The following is a 21,515-nucleotide window of genomic DNA, read 5'->3' on the forward strand; positions in this document are numbered from 1 at the left end:
CCTTCTACTTTACTTCTATTCAGGGATTTGTTTTAAAGTGCTATCGCCTGGGTTGGGTTATGCCGATGCAAAGATAGTACTACCATTACAGCGTTTTTCAATCAATTGAAATGTAATATTCTTAATCCTAACTCCCTATACTATTACAAATAATCCCCCCAATTCCCGTAAATTTTAGGTTTTTGGGGGGTTCAAATGTTGCAGCAAAAAGTGAATTAATCTTAGTTAACAACCAATATGTTAACTTTTTGATTAAGAAAAGATTAAAATTGTATCTATGTTGAAGGTTGCTCATGTAGTGGAATCATAATGACAAACTCGGCACCTTCTCCTGGTGCTGAAATACACTGAATTTGACTACCATGTTTTTTTATGACAAGTTGGTAACTAATTGATAACCCCATACCCGTGCCTTTACCGACGGGTTTCGTAGTAAAGAAGGGATCAAATACGCGTTTGCGTACTTCCTCAGTCATGCCTGGGCCATTGTCGGCAATGCCAATGATTACATGGCCTTCTTGGATGAGGGTGCGAATGCGAATCTGGGGACAAGTCATTTGTTTAGAGTTGTTTACTAATGACATAGGCGCTTCTCTACGAGACGCTACGCGAACGCCTTCTTGCAGGGTATGATTAATGACAAATGACTCTTCAATTGCATCGATCGCATTTGTCAACAGATTCATAAACACCTGATTCATCTGTCCAGCGTGACAGACTACTGGTGGTAGGTTGCCGTAATCTCGGATTACTTGGATTTCGGAATATCCTGGTTTGGGCTTCAGGCGATTTTGCAACAGCAGCAACGTGCTATCAATACCTTCATGAATATCCACTGGTTTCGTGCCGTCTTCATCAAGGCGAGAGAAATTGCGTAAAGATAGGACAATCTGCCGAATTCGTTCGGCTCCCATCTTCATAGAATCCAGGATTTTGGGCAAATCTTGCTTGAGAAAGTCTAACTCAATCGCGTAGATTTTCTGTTTAATCTCTGGTGTTGGTGGGCAGTCGTTCTGTTGATAAAGGTCTACCAAGTGTAACAAGTCGTTGATATATTCACGGGCGTGGCTAATATTGCCGTAAATAAAATTGACGGGATTATTGATTTCGTGGGCAATACCTGCAACCAACTGTCCTAAACTGGACATTTTTTCAGTTTGAATCAGTTGCGCTTGGGTTTGTTGAAGTTCTAGCAGCGCCGCTTCTAATTGCTGGGCTTTGTCTTGGGCAGTTTGGGCAGCGATGCGACTTTGGGTGTAAAGTTTAGCTTGGTCAATGGCGATCGCTAGTTGAACTGTAACTGCTTGTAGTAATTCTACTTCGTTGTCCAGCCAAGGCCGGAAACCACTACAATAACCACAGCTAAATGTGCCAATTTCGCCAGATTGGGTGTGTACGGGGAGCGACATAAAGGCAGTCAAACTAAAATCCTGCAAAAATTGCCGTGCTATGGAATCACCCACAGTCTCAACATCATCAATGCGGATGATCTCTCTATTTAAGGTTTTGGCTGCGATTAGTTCGATTTCTGCATTAGTTCCTTGGTCATTAAGCAGACCAGGTAATGAAGGACTTATTGCCTCATATACTCTCTCCCAGTAGGGTACATCAGCGTCTTGCCGATACCAGAAGAAGGCGCAGCGATCAATCTGGAATAAGTTACGAATTTCCTGCACTGCGGTTTCCACAATGTAATTGAGATCCAAGGAAGCTCGAATTTGGTTAGAAAGACGATTGAGTAGTGCTTCTCGTTGGGCGCTTTCTCTGAGTGCAACTTCTACTTGTTTGCGCTTGATGCCAATAGCAATCTCCTGGGCGGCAAATTCCAGTGCTGTGAAAGTTGATTCTGTCACAGTTTGGCGGGCAAACATGGCTATCACCCCTACAGTTTCATCTTCAATAATCAGGGGATAGCCAGCGAAAGCGACCATACCTTCTTGCTGTGCCCACTCTTTGTTAGCCACGCGGGGATCTGTCTGCACAGAGTTAGTGAGGTGGGGTTTACCCTCTTCGGCAATTAAACCAATTTTGAATTGACCAACTGGCACATATTTATGGGACCCATTAATGTGGGTATACATCCCAGAACTGACTTGCAACTCCAATACATTGTCTTTTTTATTCAGCGTCCAGATGCGAGCAAAGGCTGCATCAAGATGTTCAACTAGAGCGTCAGTGCAGCGGTGCATCATCTTCTGTAAGCTGTCACTCTGGGTAAGGGCCGCGTCTACATCAGCACGAAAATTTGCTAAACGCGCTCGCTCTGCTAGAGCTTCCTCTGCAAGTTTTCGGTCAGTGGTGTCATAGCAAATACCAAGGAAGTTTAAAAAATTACCATTAACGTCTTTAATAATAGATGAGTTGCTTGTATGCCATCGCCAACTACCATTTTTGTGTTTTACTCGATATTCAATTGCGTCTTGTTTGTCGCTTGTTGTCAAAAGTCTTTGGAAATAATCGGCACAAATAGACACATCGTCAGGATGTATAAGGGGAATAAAGAATTTACCTTCAATTTCTGCAACTTCATACCCTAAAAGATCAGTCAAATTAGGAGAAACGTAAGACAATATCCCTTCAAGGGTCACTGCAAAAATAATGTCATGGGCGTTTTCTACCATGCTGCGAAACTTGGCATTGCTTTCTATTAATGCTGCTTGAATGTTGTCGCTGGTGTCGCGGACAAGAACTATGATTTGCTGGTCTGGTAATGGTAATAACCTAGCTTCAAAATTATTATTCCCTTGTGGTAGCGGTAAGGTATATTCAAAAGTGACTGAAGATTGAGTTTCAAGTACTTGAGTTATTGCTTGACCGAAGCGATCGCCTACATCAGTCGGTAGACATTCTCGCAAACTCTTGCCCTGACAATCTCCTGTTGGAATATACGGATTCTCCATCAATCCTTGCTTATAATCCAGAATACTTCCATCAGCATTGAGACGAAAATATAAATCAGGAAGCAGTTGCAAAATCGCTGCAAATTCTGATGTTTTTTGGCGTAATTGTGCTTCAGCTGCTTGGCGCTTTGCAGTTTCGGCTTGTAGTTGCTCTAGTGCTTTTGTTAATTCTGCCGCCTGTTTTTGTTCTGTAATTTCATGCAGACAAGAAGAGGAATTTGTAGATGTCGAGCAACTTTCTCTCATAGTAGATCGCACTTCTGTTATATCCACACAATAACCAATGTAACCGACAAAACTAGCATCTGCTGCGAATCGTGGCGCGGCTGTATCTAAAATCCAGCGATATTCGCCATCAGCCCGACGCAGACGATATTGCCTCTGAAACGAATCATGCACCGCAAATGCTCCCAGGTATATATCTTCACATCGCTGACTATCTTCTGGATGAACGCTACAAGTCCAGATATTGCCTATTTCCTCTTCTGGCACAGATGAAGATACGCTTGTTGTTAAATATGTTCCAGTAAATTCCAGCCAATTTGAATTGAAGTAACAGTAAAGTGCATTGTATTCAGCCATCCAAATCATCAGAGGAGCAGTATCCGGCTGCTGATAAAATACTTTTTCATCCTGTTGTATTTCTGATGGGGCGACCATGATTTGGTTAACGTAGCTCTGCACTTTTTTAGAAAACACTTTTGCCTGCCTGCTCTGCCTAAATTATTAAGGTAATAGTCTGAAAATAGGATTTGTTATATAGATGTATCTAGTCTTCTTCATACCAACCTGCTATTTATATTAATACTTTATTTATTTTTATATCTGTGAAAATTACTATATTACTGTGAATAAATTGAAAAAATGCTGAAGTTATCATTAAGATTAACTTCAGCATTTTTGGTGAAAATTAAACTATTCATGTGGTAAGGAAGTTGTTTAACTTTGTTTCTTCTTAAAATCACCTATAAATTCATATTAGCTATGTAAGTGAATTACTCAAAAACCTGATTTAGCTTTATGGAAACTAGATGATTCTCTGTGAAGCACTTAGAGGATGTTTTAAAAGTATCGTTATTAACATCAAAATTCTCGAAACCTAACCCTCCTACCCCCTTATGTTAGGGTTGGCGAACGCAAGAGCGTTTCTAAGAGTTGCGGCACGAAGTATAATTTCATTTCACTTTAATCATCATACAAATACGTTGGTAGGGATATGGCAATGCCATGCCCCTATCAGAAATATATTTATTTGTATCAGGGTTTTTGTGAATTAGTGTGAGAATGGGGGTTTCAAAGCCTCTCAAGAGCAGGAGAGAGGAATGGAAGTGAGGTTTCGAGTATACTTGTTGACCTTCCAAACATCCTCTTACGTCTTTATAATAAATTCACAATAATCAAGAATTTCATATCAAATAAATATTGATTTTTTATCAAGAAGAATTCAGCATGAATTAGAGTCGGTTAATCGATGTAGCTTGCCTAAAATAAGGGGTATATAGCGATTCTCATTTGAATGAGATATACAGGTAGGGACACAGCAATACCGTGTGCTACCTTGTATCTCTGTTCATCTGTGGTTAATTGTTTTCTCTGTACCTTACCCATGCAATAAGCGCTAAAAAAGGGTTTAATACCCACATTTATCCTAAGCAGTATCCAGTAAATTTGTAGTATAAAAGCCCACTTTCTTATTCAAAATCCTGCATTCTGACAAATGTATTGTTTTTTATTTTTCCCAGTAAAACCCGATTTTTCAAAATTGTCTTTACCGTTCAAAACGCCTCATCCCAAAATCGCAAATTAAATGAGAGAAATGCTAAATGTGATATCAACACGTTGCAACAATGGCTGGCGATGTCTACGACGAGCTACGCTTACGCGTTTTATATGTTATAAAGCTCACAGAAATTAATGTTAGGCGGAAACTACTTTATGGAACCAGACAAACTGGGCCGTTTTAAGGAGTACGGCGAATTCATCGTCCGAAAGATAGATTCTGTGCCCCAACACCCTTCAAAACAAGAAGATTGGGTTCCAGCTAGTCTTGATGACTGTCTCCTGCGTCTGCGGTCAGCTGCCCAGAAAACTGTAGACCTTGCAACTTCACCTGTCAAAATTGGGGTGATGGGGGAATTCAGTAGTGGGAAAACCTTACTTTTAGGCAGTCTGATTGGATATGCAGATGCTTTGCCAGTCAGTGAAAACCCCACTACAGGTAATGTTACTGCCATACATATCATCCCGCAAGAAGAGTTTGCGACGACTCAAGTAAGTAATTTTACTGTAGAGTATCTTTCTCATGAAGGAGTACATGAGTGTCTACGCTTCATGCTAGGGGAAGCCAATAAACGGACAACAGCAGCAGGGCTTCCTCCTATACCAGTATCGAAACTCAACTCTGGCAAAGATATTATTAGCTGGTGTGAAGAAGGATGGAATAGTAGTAACAATTTAGAGCTACGTTATTTACTCCGAGAGTTGGTGTTATTCCTGCGGGCTTATCAAGCTTATGGGGAAGTTATGTGTGGTGGCCGCTACCAGATTGATGCTATCACCGCCCGTGAGGGGCTACAGCTGGTCGAACAGCCAATGGCAATCCAAACTCTGAACTTTGAGGATCTACCTCCAGCGCATATCCGATTACCAAGTCCACCTCAAAGGCTACCAACAAAGTTATTGCAAAACAGTTTCCCACTCATCCGCCGCGTAAATATCGATGTAAAAATATCACGGGAAATTTGGGATTTTGCAGACGCAGCCAAATTTATTCTCATCGACTTTCCGGGATTGGGGGCTGCTAATTCAGGGGCTAGGGATACCTTTTTGTCACTGCGGGAATTGGCAGAAGTACAGACAATTTTAGTACTGCTAAATGGTAAATCTCCCGGTAGCGATCGCGCCAATAAAATCTTTACGATGATGCAGCAGCAGCGACCGGGACAAGACCTGAAAGATTTAATTCTCGTAGGTGTAGGTCGCTTCGATCAACTGCCTTTAGACAGTGAGGGTGGCGAAAGAGAGCTTGACCAACTGATTGAAGATAGCCCAGCCAATAGCCATTTACAAGAAGAAACCGTTTTCCAAAAACTAAAAGTTCTGCAAACTACCATTGACGGTGCAGAAGCGTTTACTACCCAAAAAGACCGGATCGTTTTACTATCGCCATTGTTGGGACTAGCTGAATTAGCAAAACGTTCTAGTACAGTCAAAGCAGGTTCAACAGACTTTTTGGCTAACTTGGACTATCCTGATTACTTAGATAGGTCTAAACGGCTACAAGACAAATGGCAGCACTTAAGTGAACGGCTGTTAGACTCTGATCCCCGCAGTTATTTAGGCAAACAGCTAGGTTACTTTAGTCAAGATGGGGGACTTGGTAAGCTGCGAGAATTGATTCAAACCCACGTAGCGACTCATGGTCTGAAGCAACTGTATGAAGATACTCAAAGAGCTGCTAATGTGGTGAGTCAGCAACAAGATCACTTGAAAGACATCATAGATGAAATTCACGAGCAAGGTATTCCTACAGGAGACAGTCCGGCATTTATCGAGTTGCGCTTTGTGGTCGAAAGCTTGGATAAAATCTACAGAAATTTTCAAAAAGATTTAGGGAAAGAACCACTCAAAGACCGACGTGGTGTTGTCGTCAGCGATGTAGTGAAAGACGAACTCACCTTTAGAATTCTCAACTGGAACCAGTGGACTTTACTCTTCAACAAAGCCAACAATGGAGCGATCGCTCTGGCAGAATCTAAAGGTGCAGCCGGGAAATTATTTGACCGAGGAAACCGTGTAAATAGTTCCCTTCCAACCAAGAGCGATGATTTTTATCCAGTATTTGAAAAAACCGTTAAGGAAGTAGAAGATTTTGCCCGCGATCGCATTCATCAAGCAGTGGTAGATTTGTTGAACCAATTGTCAAATTATGTAGCCCCAGAACGCGAACAATTGCAGGCAATTTTCCATCCCAAAATGGAGCAAGAAATCGAAGAACAATTTGGTTTTGAAGATGCTGATCTCTTTTACAAATTATTACTAGGATGCGATCCTAACGAATGGAAAGAAGCAATCATCTCCGAAATCAGTAGCAAAGACAAAACCGTTGCACCCGAAATCATTTTTCCTCTAGCGCGTCAAGACGACAAACATAATGTTGGTCAAATCTTTGACTGGGCACCAGAGAAAAGCCAAGGTTTACCCAGATCGAGCAATCACCAACTTTTAGTACTGCGGCTGCGAGATGAAATCACTGCTAGTGCCAGCCTTCATCTTGTGCAGTATGTTAGCGAAGTTAATCAGCAAATTAATTCCGAACTAAAAGGCATTTTAGATCAAATTATTCCTAGTCTGCAAAACCTTTCCAAAAAAGAAACTTTGCTGAGATATTTGGCAGCCGGAGAATTGCCATCTGAGATAAAAATTCCTACTTGGTTGGAGATTATTTCAGAACTAGCTGCTGTTTCTCATTTAGATGATTTGAGATGAGCTAACTCAGAAAATGACTGATTGCGATCGCATACGGATCTGAGGATGTATTTGTGAGACGTGATGCTATCAGTTTGATGCAGTTTACTATTGCTTTAGAGCTTTTTAGCCAGCTATAAAACAAACAACAGAAAGTGATACTATAATGAACCCTTTCCAATTGAACAACTATACTGATCAGCAACCAAGCGAGAAACAACAAAAAAGATTTCCAGGATGGTTCGCCTTAGATTTTGGTACATCGAATTCTACAGTTACACTCTTCGATCCAATTGAAGTACCGATCGCAGAAATTCTACCAAAAGAACAAGAAGTGCGGTTGCGCGATCGCTTATCACAATGGCTGAGTTCTTCCGCCTCAGTGGCTTTACCAGATGTCAGCGATGATGATTGGGCAAAGTTTATCACAGAAATTAGCAAAAACCTGGAGATAGATCCAACAAAGTTGAGTGAAGTATTTGAAACTGATAATAAAGAGCGATTTTTGGAAGCAATTCGCCAAATTGAACTTTCTTTAGGAAACAGCGAGAGATTCCGTCGGGCTGTCAGCAAAAAACTTTACCAAATCTATCATGAGGTGTTCCGCGTTCCTACCCTAGAGTCGCAAAATTTGATCCCAGTTGTGCTGGATATTGATCGCCGCGACACGGAAATTCCCAGTGAGTTGGAAATTTCGCAGTTAATGGACTTAAAACTCCAGATGGGTAGGGAAGCTAGAGATAACCGCAAAAAAGCGATCGCCCAAGGTACAAGCAGTTCTTTAAAGGAAATTATCAGCAGGTTTCACCATTCACCCAAACGCTATTTTGGTCAGGAGCGATCGTTTTCAGTTATTTTGGATGGTGAAGAAGAAATAATTACCGCTAATCAACTAATCCAATCTGCTTGGGCGCATTTAATCGAGTTAACTGAAGATTACCGCCAACGCACACAACGCAGATTTTCAGAAGGGACTTTTTTGACAGCAGTTGTCACTTACCCCACTGTCGCCCCACCAGTTGTTCGCAAGGAAGTTAAGGAATTAGTTGAGCAGTTGGGGATCGATGATGTCCAAACCGCTTATGATGAAGCCGTTTCTGTGGCAATATTCTTTTTGTGGCGAGAATTTGGCGGTAATCTTAATATTGGGATTGAATCATTTAAAACTCGTTGTCATCAAGTAGGAAACAAATGGTCACAAAATGTTCTTGTCTTGGATATCGGCGGGGGAACCACAGACTTAGCTTTAATTGAACTAACTTTAGAAGATAAAACTCCTACTTTTGCCAATTATGAAGACCGAGGTTTAGGAGGACGTTACTATAAACTCACTCCCAAACTATTAGGTTCATCCGGTCATTTACAGTTAGGTGGTGAATTAATTACACTGCGAATTTTTAGATTATTAAAAGTTGCGATCGCAGACTTTTTATTGACAGCCGTAACAACAGGTTATCTAGAAAGCGAAAAGCTAGAAGATTTAATTAACTCTGAGTTAAACGACCGCTTCTTAGAACAAGGCAAATTTAAAACTGGCAGTATTTTAAAATGTCTAGATAAAGAGAATCCAGAAGGTGATATTGCTTACAAAGATGCCCTAGATACTGCCGAGAAAGTATTACCCACCCGTTGGCAACAAGCACCCCAACGTCTACAGTCCTTTTATATTCTCTGGGATCATGCAGAAGCAGCTAAACTTAAACTTGGGCAAAAACCATTAACAGATAATTCTCTATTAACCTTCACGCTTTCTGAGCAGCAAATTTCTGAACTGCTTACCCAAAGCGCCGTTAAATTGCAAGTCAATGATCCAAATAACATCTGCGTCACCCTAGATAACCAACAATTTGAACGAGCCGCCACTTCTGGAATTAAAGAAGCGATCGGTATTGCCAAAGGATTAATGGAAAGTCGTTTGCGTCCCGATGATATTACCAAAGATTCTTGGAATTCCCAAAAAGTTGATTGGTTAATTCTGTCTGGAAAAACTTGTAATTTAGACATAGTGCAGCGCCAAATCTACCAAGAATTTAGTAAGTCTCCATATTTTGTGTGGAATCCAGAGCGAATTACCTTTGTGCTGGAATTTACCAAATTAGCCACCTCTGCTGGTGCTTGCTATGCTGAGAAACTGCGAAGATTAAGGTTTGATCCAGAAGAGTCCAAAAGCTTGCTGTGTAAGGGAGCAAACCAACTAGAAATCGATGTCAAAAACCTGTTTTATTATTTGCCCTGCAACTTCAAACGCAAAACCCAAAGTAACGATTTACTCACCATATTTAATGCTGGACAAGAACTTTATCAACTTGCACCTTGGGAAACTGTCGCTAAGGTTCGTACTGCATGGCAAGGAATCCAATTAACTAACATCATCTACCGTCAAGACTACGAGGATGGAGATTTACGACTATGGGGTAGCTTCGACGGCAAAAACCTCATGAATAAACTGGGAATACAAGAAGCAGAGTTTCTGAAAAAAATTAAAATCCAGTTTGAAATTGACCAAACTCTTGAATTTAGGGTATTGCTTTGTCAGGGAAATCCCCATTATTTAATTGATATTCCTGGCATTAATTTAGAATCGGTAATTTCAGAAACTTCGCCGCTATTTGCTGATGGAAAATTGAACTGGAATATTGCTGTCCAACGCTTCGATAAAGATTTAAATGATGGTGATATTGCCGTCAATGTTATTGAGTCAGCAACTGTTGATCAACCAGATGCCTATCATCTTGTATTTGAAGTAGGAAATGATGGTAGTAAATTGTTCCAAAAATTCCACTATCTGCGCGATGGTGTGACGCAACCAGGAATTGGGTTAATTAGTAATCCCTTACCTCCCTTCCCACAAACTGGCCAGCACACTTTCTATGTTTATCAAACAGACGCCCAAACTAACAGCAAAAAATGGATACGAATTGGCGCACTCAGCAAACCAGATGTGACAACAGATTATCCTTGCCAATATCGTGTAACTCTCGATGATCAAGGCATTCTGCGGATGCACGCCGGTGAAGTACCTTATTGGACATCAAAAAGTCAGGAATGTCTAAAGGAAGAAGGATGTGTTTATCTTGCTGAATTAGAATTGCAGCCCAATGAAGTTGATAAAGAACGCGATCCATTTTGCGGTATACATTAGGGACTTCAAAATAATACAAATATCCCAGAACTGACGCAAAAACCTTCTCTGTGTGTTCTCTACGGACTCTGTGGTTAAATAAATTACTTTTTAACCACAGAGGCACAGAGAGTGCAGAGAGAAAAAAGAGATTTTTGGAGTCGCCTTGAAAGGGCTAGTAATGATAGCCTCATGCAAATGCATTAAAATTCTATGCTTCTCTGCGTTGAAAAACATTAATTTTTCAAGGCAAAAGAATGCAGAGTTTTGCCAAATTTAATTCAATACAAAAATATTTGGAGGTGATATTCATGCAGCACTTGCGTCAATTATTAGAGATAGAAAACTCAGAATTAGCCCAGTTACTGCGGTTTAGTTTGTATGGACTAGAGGCTAGTTTAAATCAGGCCCGCACAGAATTTCCGCTAGATCCAGGATCTAAAATATGCGATGAAGTGCTGCAAGAACTTCATCGCCTCTTGCAACCTATACCCCCAAAATCAGATGATTTAAAACTAAGTCACCTCCGCGAAGCTTTCGATTCTGACTCAGAACTTAGTTATTATCTGGGTAATTCCCAATTGCAAAGTACAACAGACTCTGATTTGTGGAATGAAATTCAACGCAAGCTGCTGCGAGTCCCAGAGGATTTGGCTGCAACTTGGCGATCGCGCACCCTAGATTTGGCCCAAGAAGTTGGTGCGATCGCAGATAATTCTAATCTCTATCAACTTCCCTTTATCCGTGATGAAATTATTTACCCTGGACTTAGTGGTACTGTTCATACTCAGGGATTGGGCTTATCTAAACAAATACTTTTAAACTCTAAAATTACCCAAGGTAATGCATCTGATTTACCAGCGGCATTCCTATTTTTATATATGAATTTTATCGAAATCGACCCCGATTTACATCATGCTTTAAAGAACGTTTTTAGCTTCGATGTTATTTCCTTACACTCCAAACCAGAACAGCGCCACCAATATATTGATGCTTTAAGCGATCGCTTCCAACGCACCCAAAAAGCAGAGGAAAACCCCGATCCCCTGTCAATTCTCCGTACTTGGATTGACATGGACGAGGCGATACATTCCCTAGTATTTGTACCTCCGGCTGAACGCTATTCTTGGTGGGGAAAGCTACAATATGAATCACGACGCATCCTAAAGAAAGTCGCTGATGAAACAATTAAAGCAGGTTATGAAGTGCGGATTCGCCAATTATCGGGACTTTATGCGGATATCTGTGCTTCATCCAAGGATGACTTACAACTAGACTCTGGCGGTATTCCTGGCGAAGTATTAACTTGTCTTCGAGTATATGCGCGAATTAATCAGGAAGAATCCCCAGGTCGTGTAATATTTCGCTCATCACGGTAACAAAATTCTCTCATAAAGCAAAGGCAGACGATTTTACGAATTCGCTGCCTTGCTTCATTATTTAATGAAGGTAAAAACGTTTAAATCTATAGAATGCCCCAGAAGTGTAAAATCCCTTGACCAGAAAACACTTCAAGTAAAACGGCAGATAAAAAACCAATCATTGCAAAACGACCGTTCCAGTTTTCGCTTTGAGGAGTGAAACCCCAGCGCAAAGCATTAGGATCTTCTGAAACCGAAGGCGTAGTCTTCTTAACGTCTGCCATAAATAATACTCCGAGCTTTTATGTTGTAACAGTTATCACTGCCTGTAAAGTAATGTAACAGGTTTTTACGAAAATGCAACATAAAACTCAAGACAAAAATTAGTTAGGGAATATATATTACGGATGCGTATTTTTATGTTAATAGGTTTGCCTAACTCTTGCTTGGTCATTTATATGGTTTAATAGTCAAAGTTGAGCTAAACTCTGGCAAAGACAAATATTAAGAAAAGTTTGAAGGCATGGCAGGAATTCTGCATTTTACAGGATTTATCAAGGGAGTTACCTATAAAACTTACTTAGATAAGAATTTGAATAAAATTAGTTTAGATGTATTTAATGTCAATAAAGAAAAGGGTTATGGATTAATAAAGTCGCCCACAACTGAAATTGCTTATTCAAAATGGGTATCACCTAAGAGAAGCAGAACCTATCCATTTGCCAGAGTTTATAATACATATAATTCATCGAAAGTTATAACTATTGTCCCAGTGATTAAAGATGAGGGCGAAGATGGCGATATAGATAGAATTCAATACTCTACAATTTCTTGGATGAATTTGCTTAATATCTATATAGTACTTGCTTATTATGAAACAGCAAAAAAAAGTACCAAAAAGGATCAAATTAATAAAAATAAGTTGAGTAATCAGAAATTTGCTAATGATTTTGTCAAATTTCAAATTATTGAAATATTAGCATATCACCAAAGCGCACTCCATTGGAACAAGAATTTATTTGAAGAAAGATTTACACAAACTTTTGAAAAAGCTCTAGATTCTTATGATTTTATTTCTAATCAAACTGGAGTAATAATTCACTCACGAGAAGGATTAGATAAATATTTACATAAAATCAGAGAAGAGTTTGAGGAATTTAAGAATATTTCTCTTAAAGCTTCTCAGAGTGCTAGTAAGAGAGAAGCGCTAACTTCTCATAAGCTAGAATATTTAGTGAATGGATTAAAAGCCACTTTTAGTATTGAAAACTATCTTGGGGGAATTTACTATTTGACTCCTGATGAGATAATATTTGAGAACAATATGTATATTATACAAGAGTCAAAAAACACTTCAAAAGCATCTTTGCCAAACCTCCCTGATATTCAAGATGGTTTATTCAAGCTAATTTTATTTTCTAATTTAGATTCTTTAAAATTGGACGGGCAGCAAGTATTATTTTTTACAAAGCTAAAGCTTACTGGTAACAACGTTGTTGGTTCTATTGTTTTTCCCGATGCATCACTAGAAGAACTAGAATGTTTTTTAGAAGTTAATATTAAAAATTTTAATAAAAATCAAAAATTAGTTATTAAAAAACTGGCTTTAGAAGCTCAAAATAATCAAAAACTTAAAATAGAAGTATCGAGCAATTTTTTAAAATTATAATTTTGGGTTATGATTGGAAGTTACTTTTGATATCCATTGTAGGGAATTTTAATTTAGATATTGTGGGTTACGATTAAAAGGTCATGTCATGTCAATAAACTAAGCTAATATGACATTGATAGTTACATATAATAGCTGAGGTGTAGTGCGGTGAGTCAGGTTTTAACCTTGGAATTAAGTGATGAAGTCTATGTGGCATTACAGCAACAAGCCGAGGTTTTAGGCATATCTATTGCAGAATTAATAGTTACTTTCATATAACGGCAATATGGTTCTCTGAGACGTGAAAAGTTGCAAACTAACGCAGAGAAAGAAGCAAATCGCCAACGCTTAGTCATGCTGGAACCATTAATCTGGCTTAGGTTACAGGAGCCTACAATGAAAGTATTGATGCTGATTTAGTTAGAGCATACGGCAATATTTTTTAGCAAACAAATTGAGTATTTATATTACTCTAAATATTACAATTTATACGAATTATGCTCAAAAGTCCTCTCCGTTATCCTGGTGGTAAATCAAAAGCAATTAATCAAATATCTGAATATTTACCAGAAAGCTTTTCGGAATTTCGAGAACCTTTTGTAGGTGGTGGTTCTGTATTTATTTATTTAAGACAAAAGTTTCCTCATATCAAGATTTGGATTAACGATTTAAACCGCGAACTCTTCTTATTCTGGAAATTTGCCCAATCTGATATAACTCAGTTAGTTAAAGAAATTCGACATATTAAAGTTAAACATACAGATGGTAAATTACTTTTTACAGAATTAACTACTGTAGATGTCAATAATTTATCTGATTTAGAAAGAGCAGTTCGGTTTTTCGTCCTCAATAGAATTACTTTTTCAGGAACTGTAGAATCAGGTGGCTTTTCCCAAGAAGCTTTTCACAAACGCTTTACTAATTCTTCAATAGAACGATTAGAAAAATTAGAATATATTTTATCAGAAAATGTCAAAATTACTAATTTAGATTATAGCCACCTATTAAAACCAGAAGGAGAAGATGTATTTTTATTTTTAGATCCACCATATTTTAGTGCTACTAAATCAAAGCTATATGGTAAAGACGGTGACTTGCACACCTCTTTTGAACATCAGAGATTTGCTGAAATTTTGCAACAATGTCATCATAGCTGGCTAATTACCTACGACGACTCACCGCAAATTAGAGAAAATTTTCAATGGGCTAATATCTCAGCATGGGAATTGCAGTATGGGATGAATAACTATAAGCAGAGTGGTGCAGCTAAAGGAAAAGAGTTATTCATTACTAACTATGAAATTAAACTTTATTTGGATAAAAAAGCAAAAAATCAGAAGCTTGTTAATCCAGCTTTGCAGTTGAGCCTTGATATTTCACTCTAACTTTGATAACTCCCAATTTTCCGGTAGGATAGCTCCCATGCCCTTCAACGTAGCTACACCTACAACACCAGAAACCTTAGCGATGACAACTTCCCCAATCCCTGCTCAAGAATCCTCTGTTAGCTGGTATACCCTGCTGCAACAATTAATAGATGGCCAATCCTTGTCCCGTACTCAAGCTGCTGAATTGATGCAAGGTTGGCTCAGTGAAACGGTTCCCCCAGAGTTATCAGGGGCTATTTTAACAGCGTTGAACTTTAGAGGCATTTCTGCCGACGAGTTGACCGGCATGGCTGAGGTATTACAATCTCAATGTTCCCCACTCAGCACTCACCCCTCAGCACAGGCTAAACAACAGCTATCCGCTAACAGTACTGTAATAGATACCTGTGGCACTGGTGGAGATGGTTCATCAACCTTTAATATTTCTACAGCCGTTGCTTTTGTTGCTGCTGCCTATGGCGTACCAGTTGCTAAACACGGCAATCGTTCAGCTTCAAGTCTCACGGGAAGTGCCGATGTCTTGGAAGCTTTGGGTGTAAACTTGAGTGCCTCTAGTGACAAGGTGCAAGCAGCACTACAAGAAGTGGGGATCACTTTCTTGTTTGCCCCTGGTTGGCATCCAGCCCTCAAGGCGGTTGCCTCATTACGGCGGACTTTGAAAGTGCGAACAGTTTTTAATTTGCTCGGACCGTTAGTAAATCCCTTGCGTCCAACTGGGCAAGTGGTAGGGTTATTTACTCCCAAACTTTTGGCAACTGTTGCTGAAGCTTTACAGAATTTGGGCAAGGAAAAGGCAATTGTGCTACACGGGCGAGAAAAACTCGATGAGGCTGGGTTAGGAGATGAAACTGACTTGGCGGTGTTATCAGATGGAGAAGTGCAGTTAACTACTATTAATCCCCTGAATTTGGATCTAACGCCTGCTCCCATAGGTATGCTTCGGGGTGGGGATGTCCGAGAGAATGCGGTGATTCTCAAGGCGGTACTCCAAGGTAAGGGAACTCAGGCGCAACAAGATGCAGTTGCCTTAAATGCGTCGTTGGCGCTGCAAGTAGCGGGTGCGATCGCCTTCCTCGATCACGCCGAGGGGATTAAAATTGCTAAGGATATCCTACAAAGTGGCGCGGCTTGGACAAAATTGGAGCAGTTAGTTGAGTTTCTGGGGAATTGATTTGCGATCGCAATTGCGGGCGAAATTCTACCACATTCCGTTTAATGGTGACATCGTAGTTGCCAAAAAAGTCATGTCCTAGAAGTCCAGTTTCTAGTTCTGCCCCTGCGATCGCTACTGCTACTTTATTCACTATTACCCCGCCAACTGCCATCGAATTAACATAGCCCACAGGAAATTCTACAGCTCTTGAACTAGCGGTATTTGCCTTAGCTCTCCCTACTGGGACTATACCCAAAGCATCGGCCATCTGTTGGGTGATCACAGTGCCACTGGCTCCTGTATCCACAATCATCTCAAATTGTCGCTGGCCATTGAAGGTGACTTCGACAATTGGCGTTCCACCAATTCGCCTTTTAATCGGGGCTGTAAATACTGCTTCATCTGGAATCAGCACTACTGATGAGGGTAAACGTGGCTCTGGTGGTAACGGTTTAGTTTCTTGTAGAGGCGATAGAGGTGAGGTATACTTTGGTGTGGTTGCTGTGTGGGGAACAAGAACTACTATCCTTTTCGGTTCAGCAACGCGCACAGGGCGAGGATTAGCTTGCTGTTTGGCATATTTGATTTGGCGTCGATATTCAGTAATCTTGGTTTGAGCGATCGCAAATTCTGGGCTTTGCCGCCGCACTTTTTGCATCAGCGCGATCGCATCCTGGTACTGATTCGCCACCAAAGTCCAATCACCTGGGGATTGAGCAGATTGGCTGATACTCCAAGCGCCAACGGCTTTGTCTCGCCCCATCTCAAAAAGACTTGGTTCACTTTCAGACGGTAGCGGCTGTGCTTCTGGGGTAGCTGTTGGTGTTGCTGGTTCGACGGCAGGCTGTATTGATGGCAGATCCCCAATTGGCGCGGGTTGCTCATTGCCACCAGTCGCAATGTTCCGTTTGTCTTCACTACAGGCAACACACAAAACCGCTAGAGCGCTTGATATAAAAATTAGGGTTGCACGGGATAAAAAGGACTGAAGCATAATTAATTTTAACTGCCCAAGCTTTGCCAAAGCCACTCCCGCTACTTTAATTCCCTTTTAATTTTAATTAACTATTCTAAAAAATCCCAATTGCCCAACTCATGAGATAATTAACAATCGCAGTATTGGGGAATGAGGGATGAGAGAGATGAAAGAGCACGGGGGACAATTGATTAATGCCCCATGCCCCATGCCCAATGACGCCACTTGCTCCACTTGGGGAAACTCCAAGAGCGCAGTGGCTCCCCCATGCCCAATCCATAATCTATAGCCTATGCCCCTGACTGACGCAATCCCAGCTTTACTTGTCCTGGCAGATGGAACCACCTATCGCGGTTGGTCTTTCGGTGCGACGGGAACCGCGATCGGAGAAGTGGTGTTCAACACTGGCATGACTGGCTACCAAGAAGTACTGACCGACCCTAGTTACTGCGGTCAGATTGTCATTTTTACCTATCCTGAATTAGGGAATACTGGCGTCAATCCTGAAGATGAGGAATCAGATGGTCCCCAAGTGCGGGGTGCGATCGCGCGTAATATTTGTCACAAACCAAGTAACTGGCGATCGACACAATCCTTACCTGACTACCTTAAACAAAACCAAGTACCAGGGATATACGGCATCGATACCCGCGCCCTCACCCGCAAAATTCGGATGTTTGGAGCGATGAACGGTGGCATTTCCACAGCTATTCTTGATGAGGGGGAATTGCTAGAGCAGGTGCAGGCGGTTCCTAACATGGCGGGATTGAATCTTGTTGGTGAAGTCACCACCCCAACGGCTTATGAATGGTCAGATCCCACAATTCCAGCTTGGGAATTCAACTCTGAAGCTGCGGAAAATCTTGGGGAACCCTTTACTGTTGTTGCCCTTGACTTTGGCGTAAAACGCAATATTTTGCGTCGCTTAGTAAGTTACGGTTGTCGGGTGATTGTTGTGCCTGCTGATACGCCACCAGAGGAAATCCTCAACTACAATCCAGATGGTGTGTTTCTTTCTAATGGGCCTGGCGACCCTGCTGCTGTCATCGAAGGGATTGCTACTGCCAAAGCCCTCTTGTTAAGTCAAAAACCCATCTTTGGGATTTGTATGGGACACCAAATTTTAGGTCATGCATTAGGGGCAGAAACCTATAAACTCAAATTTGGTCACCGTGGTTTAAATCAGCCTGCTGGCTCACAACAACGGGTAGAAATTACCAGCCAAAACCACAGTTTTGCTATTGACCCAGATTCTTTGCCTACGGCAGTTGTGGAAATCAGCCACCTGAACTTAAATGATCGCACCATTGCCGGGGTACGTCACAAATCTCTACCTGTATTCTCCGTACAGTATCACCCAGAAGCCAGTCCTGGCCCTCACGATGCTGATTACTTGTTTGAGCAATTTGTTCAAGTAATGCGAACAGCACGTCAAGCCGTTGCAGCCGAGGTGAGGTAAAAATAGGGAATAGGAACTGGGGACTAGGGAATAAGATTAAAAATACTATTTTCCAATCTCCAATCCTCAATGCCCAATGCCCCAGAAGATTGTAGACAACTTGCTCAAAAACCATCTATACTTGAGCGTTCACTTTAACTCATGAGGAGGGAATTATTGCTGAACCACTGAATCTAACCGTTAGCCTGAGGGGCACTCGTGAAGTCCGGGATAACTGCCAGCTATTCCGCCTCACAGGTTTGTTAGATGCCTTTTCTGAACCAACATTTCGCAAAGTACTTGGCAGCAAGATTGACGAGGGCCCTAAGCACATTATTTTGGATCTCTCACAAATCGACTTTATTGATAGCTCTGGCTTGGGTGCTCTGGTGCAGCTAGCCAAGCAGGCTCAAACTGCTGAAGGCACTTTGCAAATTGTCACGAATGCTCGCGTCACTCAAACGGTCAAGCTTGTTCGCCTAGAGAAGTTTCTCTCCCTGCAAAAATCAGTTGAAGACGCTCTAGAAAACGTTAAGCAATCTTGATTGGTTGAACCGAGAGATCAATTCAGCTATCCAGATTCAACATTGGATAGCCTAATTTTTAAAACTTCTGGCAGAAAACCTCTCTCCTTGTGGGGGAGGCACAAAGCCAGTTAAGTTATTATATTTAAAGTTGAGTAATAACTAAAGATTATATACACCTAGTTATTGAGTATGTAATCGTTGGCTAGAATATTCGGATAAACAATCAAGTCTGAAAAAGTTCTAGGAAATACAAAGCCAGCAGATTTGTCTATATGTAAACTTGACTTGATACTGTATAGTTATAAATTGTCGCTTACTAAGTAAGCCTGGCAATGTGATCAAGTAAAAGGGTGAATTTGATGTCCAAATTTTACTCTATCTTAGAGCTTGTTTGAAAAGTGGTTAACTGTGATTTTAATCGCGTTGTTACCCCCCTTAGTCCCCCCTTATAAAGGGGGAAACAAGAAAAATCCGGTTCCCTCCCCAATGTATCGGGAAAGTTAGGGAGGGGTAAAAAAATATTTTATACATCATTATGGACTTTTCAAACATCCTCTCAGGCACAGACCACAAGAAATAGGCAAAATTCGGTTTGTAGGCGTTGACATCAAAGTGATTTAAAATGCCAACTCTCAAGCAAAAAGATGAAATTAGGAAGTAATTTTGATAGTATTGATTATGCTAAATATACTATCATGGCATACTTCAGAAAAATCAGTATTTGCGAAGAATGCCTGCCAAATGTAGCCCGTCAAGGAATGATTTATTTGTGAAGTCACAGGAGGAACTATTAGATGGACAAGATGAAACTCCTAAACAGAGTTTATCTTGGACTGAAGCACTCTTGGCAACCACAGGGCCATTCCAACAGATTTCCCTTTCACAAGTACAACAAATTTCTCCTACTGCTTTAGCATATTTGGGGGATGCAATTTATGAGTTGTATGTTAGAATGATCTATCTGCTGCCATTGCAGCGGTCAGGAATTTACCATAGTCTGGTAGTGGAGCAGGTAAGAGCGGAAACACAAGCGCTACATTTGCGATCGCTGATTCCTCATTTAAGAGACACTGAATTAGAAATTGTCCGACGGGGTAGAAACGCCGCTACAGGACGCCCAAAGCGACTGAATCCCGAAATTTATCAACAGGCAACTAGTCTAGAAACTTTAATTGGCTACCTATATCTTACCGATTACCAGCGTCTAACCGAACTGTTGCAAATACTTCATGTAGAAAAAGAGTGAAAACTCAATTTCACAGTAGCCACAGCAGTAAATTAGGCTGAAAAAATTGAAGGAATCGGGATGATCAACTATACGCTATATCCATAACTCAAATGCAGAATAAACCAAGAAAAGTCAAGACTTCTAGTGAACAAAATCGTGGACAACCCGTAAAAATTAAGGGTAAGCGTGTTGTTACTAATCCGACTCGTAATCCCAGAAAAATAGATAGCAACCCCATCTCTGTCGCTACTCCGACTCGTAATCCCAGGAAAATAGATAGCAACCCTATTTCTGTTGCTACTCCGACTCGCAATCCCAGGAAAATAGATAGCAATCCTATTTCTGTTGCTACTCCGACTCGTAATCCCAAGAAAATAGATAGCAACCCCGTTTCTGTTGCTGATCCCACTCGCAATCCCAGGAAAATAGATAACAACCCCGTTTCTGGCAACTCCCGACAACGAAATAGCAACTTCTCCCAGGCGTCTGTATCTACACCGACAGAAGAAGATAGTGATCTCATCTACGGTCGTCATCCAGTATTGAGTGCGTTGCAAAATCAGCGCAATCTCAACCGGATCTGGATTACTACCCGTCTGCGCTACGATCCCAGCTTTCACCATTTTCTCTTGCAAGCGAAGGAAAATGGCACAGTTATTGATGAGGTTGAACCCAAGCGCTTAGACCATCTCACCAACGGGGCTAATCATCAAGGTGTGGCGGCACAAATTGCTCCCTACGCCTACATCGAATTACCGGATCTAATTGAACAGACAAAAGCTGTAACTGATCCTGTAATTATCGTGGCTGATGGAATTACTGATCCCCACAACTTGGGAGCAATTATTCGCACCGCCGAAGCAATAGGCGCTCAAGGATTGGTGATTCCCCAAAGAAGGGCATCTGGGATCACTTCCACTGTCATGAAAGTGGCAGCAGGTGCTTTAGAAAATTTTGCTGTAGCTAGAGTTGTCAACCTCAGCCGCGCCTTAGAAGAATTAAAAGAAGCTGGCTTTTGGATTTACGGCACTGCTGCAAATGGGAGCGAACCCGTGCATACAGTCAATTTCACTGGCCCAATCGTTTTGGTAATCGGCTCAGAAGGCGAAGGTCTGAGCATGTTAACTCAACGCTCGTGTGATTTTTTAGTATCGATTCCTCTACAGGGTAAGACACCCAGCCTCAATGCTTCCGTAGCAGCGGGTATGGCGCTTTATGAAATTTATCGGCAGCGATCGCTAAACACGCTGCACTTAGATAAATTACAAAAATTTTCTTTGAAAAAATAATAGTAAAAGAGTATAA

At 41.0% G+C, this 21,515-nt stretch carries 13 protein-coding genes; 10 read left to right on the plus strand and 3 right to left on the minus strand.

Annotation, left to right across the window (positions count from 1 at the left end; genetic code table 11):
• Positions 1 to 275: 275 nt before the first annotated feature.
• On the minus strand, positions 276 to 3,560 hold the full coding sequence (locus V7K35_RS14865) for a PAS domain S-box protein (protein ID WP_335080072.1): 3,285 nt from the start codon (positions 3,558 to 3,560) through the stop codon (positions 276 to 278).
• Positions 3,561 to 4,835: 1,275 nt separating this feature from the next.
• Between V7K35_RS14865 and V7K35_RS14870 the strand changes: the two genes are divergently transcribed.
• The 3 genes from V7K35_RS14870 (at position 4,836) to V7K35_RS14880 (ending at position 11,867) form a co-directional block, all read left to right on the plus strand.
• The gene (locus tag V7K35_RS14870) at positions 4,836 to 7,388 is read left to right on the plus strand and encodes a proteasome protein (protein ID WP_335080054.1); all 2,553 of its coding nucleotides are present in this window, start codon (positions 4,836 to 4,838) and stop codon (positions 7,386 to 7,388) included.
• 145 nt (positions 7,389 to 7,533) lie between these two features.
• Entirely contained in the window at positions 7,534 to 10,509 is a 2,976-nt protein-coding gene (locus V7K35_RS14875) for a molecular chaperone (RefSeq protein WP_335080055.1), read from the plus strand.
• 290 nt (positions 10,510 to 10,799) lie between these two features.
• Positions 10,800 to 11,867: a hypothetical protein gene (locus V7K35_RS14880; RefSeq protein WP_335080056.1), complete on the plus strand. Its 1,068-nt coding sequence runs from the start codon at positions 10,800 to 10,802 to the stop codon at positions 11,865 to 11,867.
• A gap of 86 nt (positions 11,868 to 11,953) precedes the next feature.
• Here the strand turns inward: V7K35_RS14880 and V7K35_RS14885 are convergent, their stop codons facing one another.
• A complete protein-coding gene (locus tag V7K35_RS14885; RefSeq protein WP_335080057.1) occupies positions 11,954 to 12,133 on the minus strand; it encodes a high light inducible protein in 180 nt (59 codons plus the stop codon).
• Between the two features lie 239 nt (positions 12,134 to 12,372).
• Here V7K35_RS14885 and V7K35_RS14890 point away from each other — a divergent pair, with 239 nt between their 5' ends.
• From V7K35_RS14890 to trpD, 3 genes are all read left to right on the plus strand, one after another.
• The gene (locus V7K35_RS14890; RefSeq protein ID WP_335080058.1) at positions 12,373 to 13,518 is read left to right on the plus strand and encodes a hypothetical protein; all 1,146 of its coding nucleotides are present in this window, start codon (positions 12,373 to 12,375) and stop codon (positions 13,516 to 13,518) included.
• Between the two features lie 479 nt (positions 13,519 to 13,997).
• A complete protein-coding gene (locus tag V7K35_RS14895) occupies positions 13,998 to 14,885 on the plus strand; it encodes a DNA adenine methylase (protein ID WP_335080059.1) in 888 nt (295 codons plus the stop codon).
• Between the two features lie 82 nt (positions 14,886 to 14,967).
• A complete protein-coding gene (trpD, locus tag V7K35_RS14900) occupies positions 14,968 to 16,059 on the plus strand; it encodes an anthranilate phosphoribosyltransferase (RefSeq protein ID WP_335080073.1) in 1,092 nt (363 codons plus the stop codon).
• Here the strand turns inward: trpD and V7K35_RS14905 are convergent.
• Positions 15,989 to 17,035 carry a retropepsin-like aspartic protease family protein gene (locus tag V7K35_RS14905; protein ID WP_335080060.1) on the minus strand — a complete coding sequence of 349 codons (1,047 nt, stop codon included), beginning with the start codon at positions 17,033 to 17,035 and terminating at the stop codon, positions 15,989 to 15,991. The genes trpD and V7K35_RS14905 overlap by 71 nt on opposite strands.
• Positions 17,036 to 17,309: 274 nt before the next feature.
• On the opposite strand from V7K35_RS14905, the gene carA reads away from it, so the two are divergent.
• The 4 genes from carA to rlmB all read left to right on the plus strand — a co-directional run bounded on the left by carA (position 17,310) and on the right by rlmB (position 21,499).
• Positions 17,310 to 18,476 carry a glutamine-hydrolyzing carbamoyl-phosphate synthase small subunit gene (gene carA / locus V7K35_RS14910; protein WP_335080061.1) on the plus strand — a complete coding sequence of 389 codons (1,167 nt, stop codon included), beginning with the start codon at positions 17,310 to 17,312 and terminating at the stop codon, positions 18,474 to 18,476.
• Between the two features lie 152 nt (positions 18,477 to 18,628).
• A complete protein-coding gene (locus tag V7K35_RS14915) occupies positions 18,629 to 19,000 on the plus strand; it encodes an STAS domain-containing protein (RefSeq protein WP_273769590.1) in 372 nt (123 codons plus the stop codon).
• Between the two features lie 751 nt (positions 19,001 to 19,751).
• Positions 19,752 to 20,228, plus strand: a complete 477-nt coding sequence (locus tag V7K35_RS14920; protein ID WP_334795659.1) for a Mini-ribonuclease 3 — start codon at positions 19,752 to 19,754, stop codon at positions 20,226 to 20,228.
• A 92-nt stretch (positions 20,229 to 20,320) separates the two neighbouring features.
• A complete protein-coding gene (gene rlmB / locus V7K35_RS14925; RefSeq protein ID WP_335080062.1) occupies positions 20,321 to 21,499 on the plus strand; it encodes a 23S rRNA (guanosine(2251)-2'-O)-methyltransferase RlmB in 1,179 nt (392 codons plus the stop codon).
• The last annotated feature ends 16 nt before the right edge of the window (positions 21,500 to 21,515 follow it).

Source organism: Nostoc sp. (assembly GCF_036917275.1).
Taxonomy (GTDB): Bacteria; Cyanobacteriota; Cyanobacteriia; order Cyanobacteriales; family Nostocaceae; genus Nostoc.

Coding starts and splice junctions, on each gene's coding strand:
- V7K35_RS14865 (WP_335080072.1), bottom strand. CDS start 3,560: ATGGTCGCCCCATCAGAAATACAACAGGATGAAAAAGTATTTTATCAG.
- V7K35_RS14870 (WP_335080054.1), top strand. CDS start 4,836: ATGGAACCAGACAAACTGGGCCGTTTTAAGGAGTACGGCGAATTCATC.
- V7K35_RS14875 (WP_335080055.1), top strand. CDS start 7,534: ATGAACCCTTTCCAATTGAACAACTATACTGATCAGCAACCAAGCGAG.
- V7K35_RS14880 (WP_335080056.1), top strand. CDS start 10,800: ATGCAGCACTTGCGTCAATTATTAGAGATAGAAAACTCAGAATTAGCC.
- V7K35_RS14885 (WP_335080057.1), bottom strand. CDS start 12,133: ATGGCAGACGTTAAGAAGACTACGCCTTCGGTTTCAGAAGATCCTAAT.
- V7K35_RS14890 (WP_335080058.1), top strand. CDS start 12,373: ATGGCAGGAATTCTGCATTTTACAGGATTTATCAAGGGAGTTACCTAT.
- V7K35_RS14895 (WP_335080059.1), top strand. CDS start 13,998: ATGCTCAAAAGTCCTCTCCGTTATCCTGGTGGTAAATCAAAAGCAATT.
- trpD (WP_335080073.1), top strand. CDS start 14,968: ATGACAACTTCCCCAATCCCTGCTCAAGAATCCTCTGTTAGCTGGTAT.
- V7K35_RS14905 (WP_335080060.1), bottom strand. CDS start 17,035: ATGCTTCAGTCCTTTTTATCCCGTGCAACCCTAATTTTTATATCAAGC.
- carA (WP_335080061.1), top strand. CDS start 17,310: ATGCCCCTGACTGACGCAATCCCAGCTTTACTTGTCCTGGCAGATGGA.
- rlmB (WP_335080062.1), top strand. CDS start 20,321: ATGCAGAATAAACCAAGAAAAGTCAAGACTTCTAGTGAACAAAATCGT.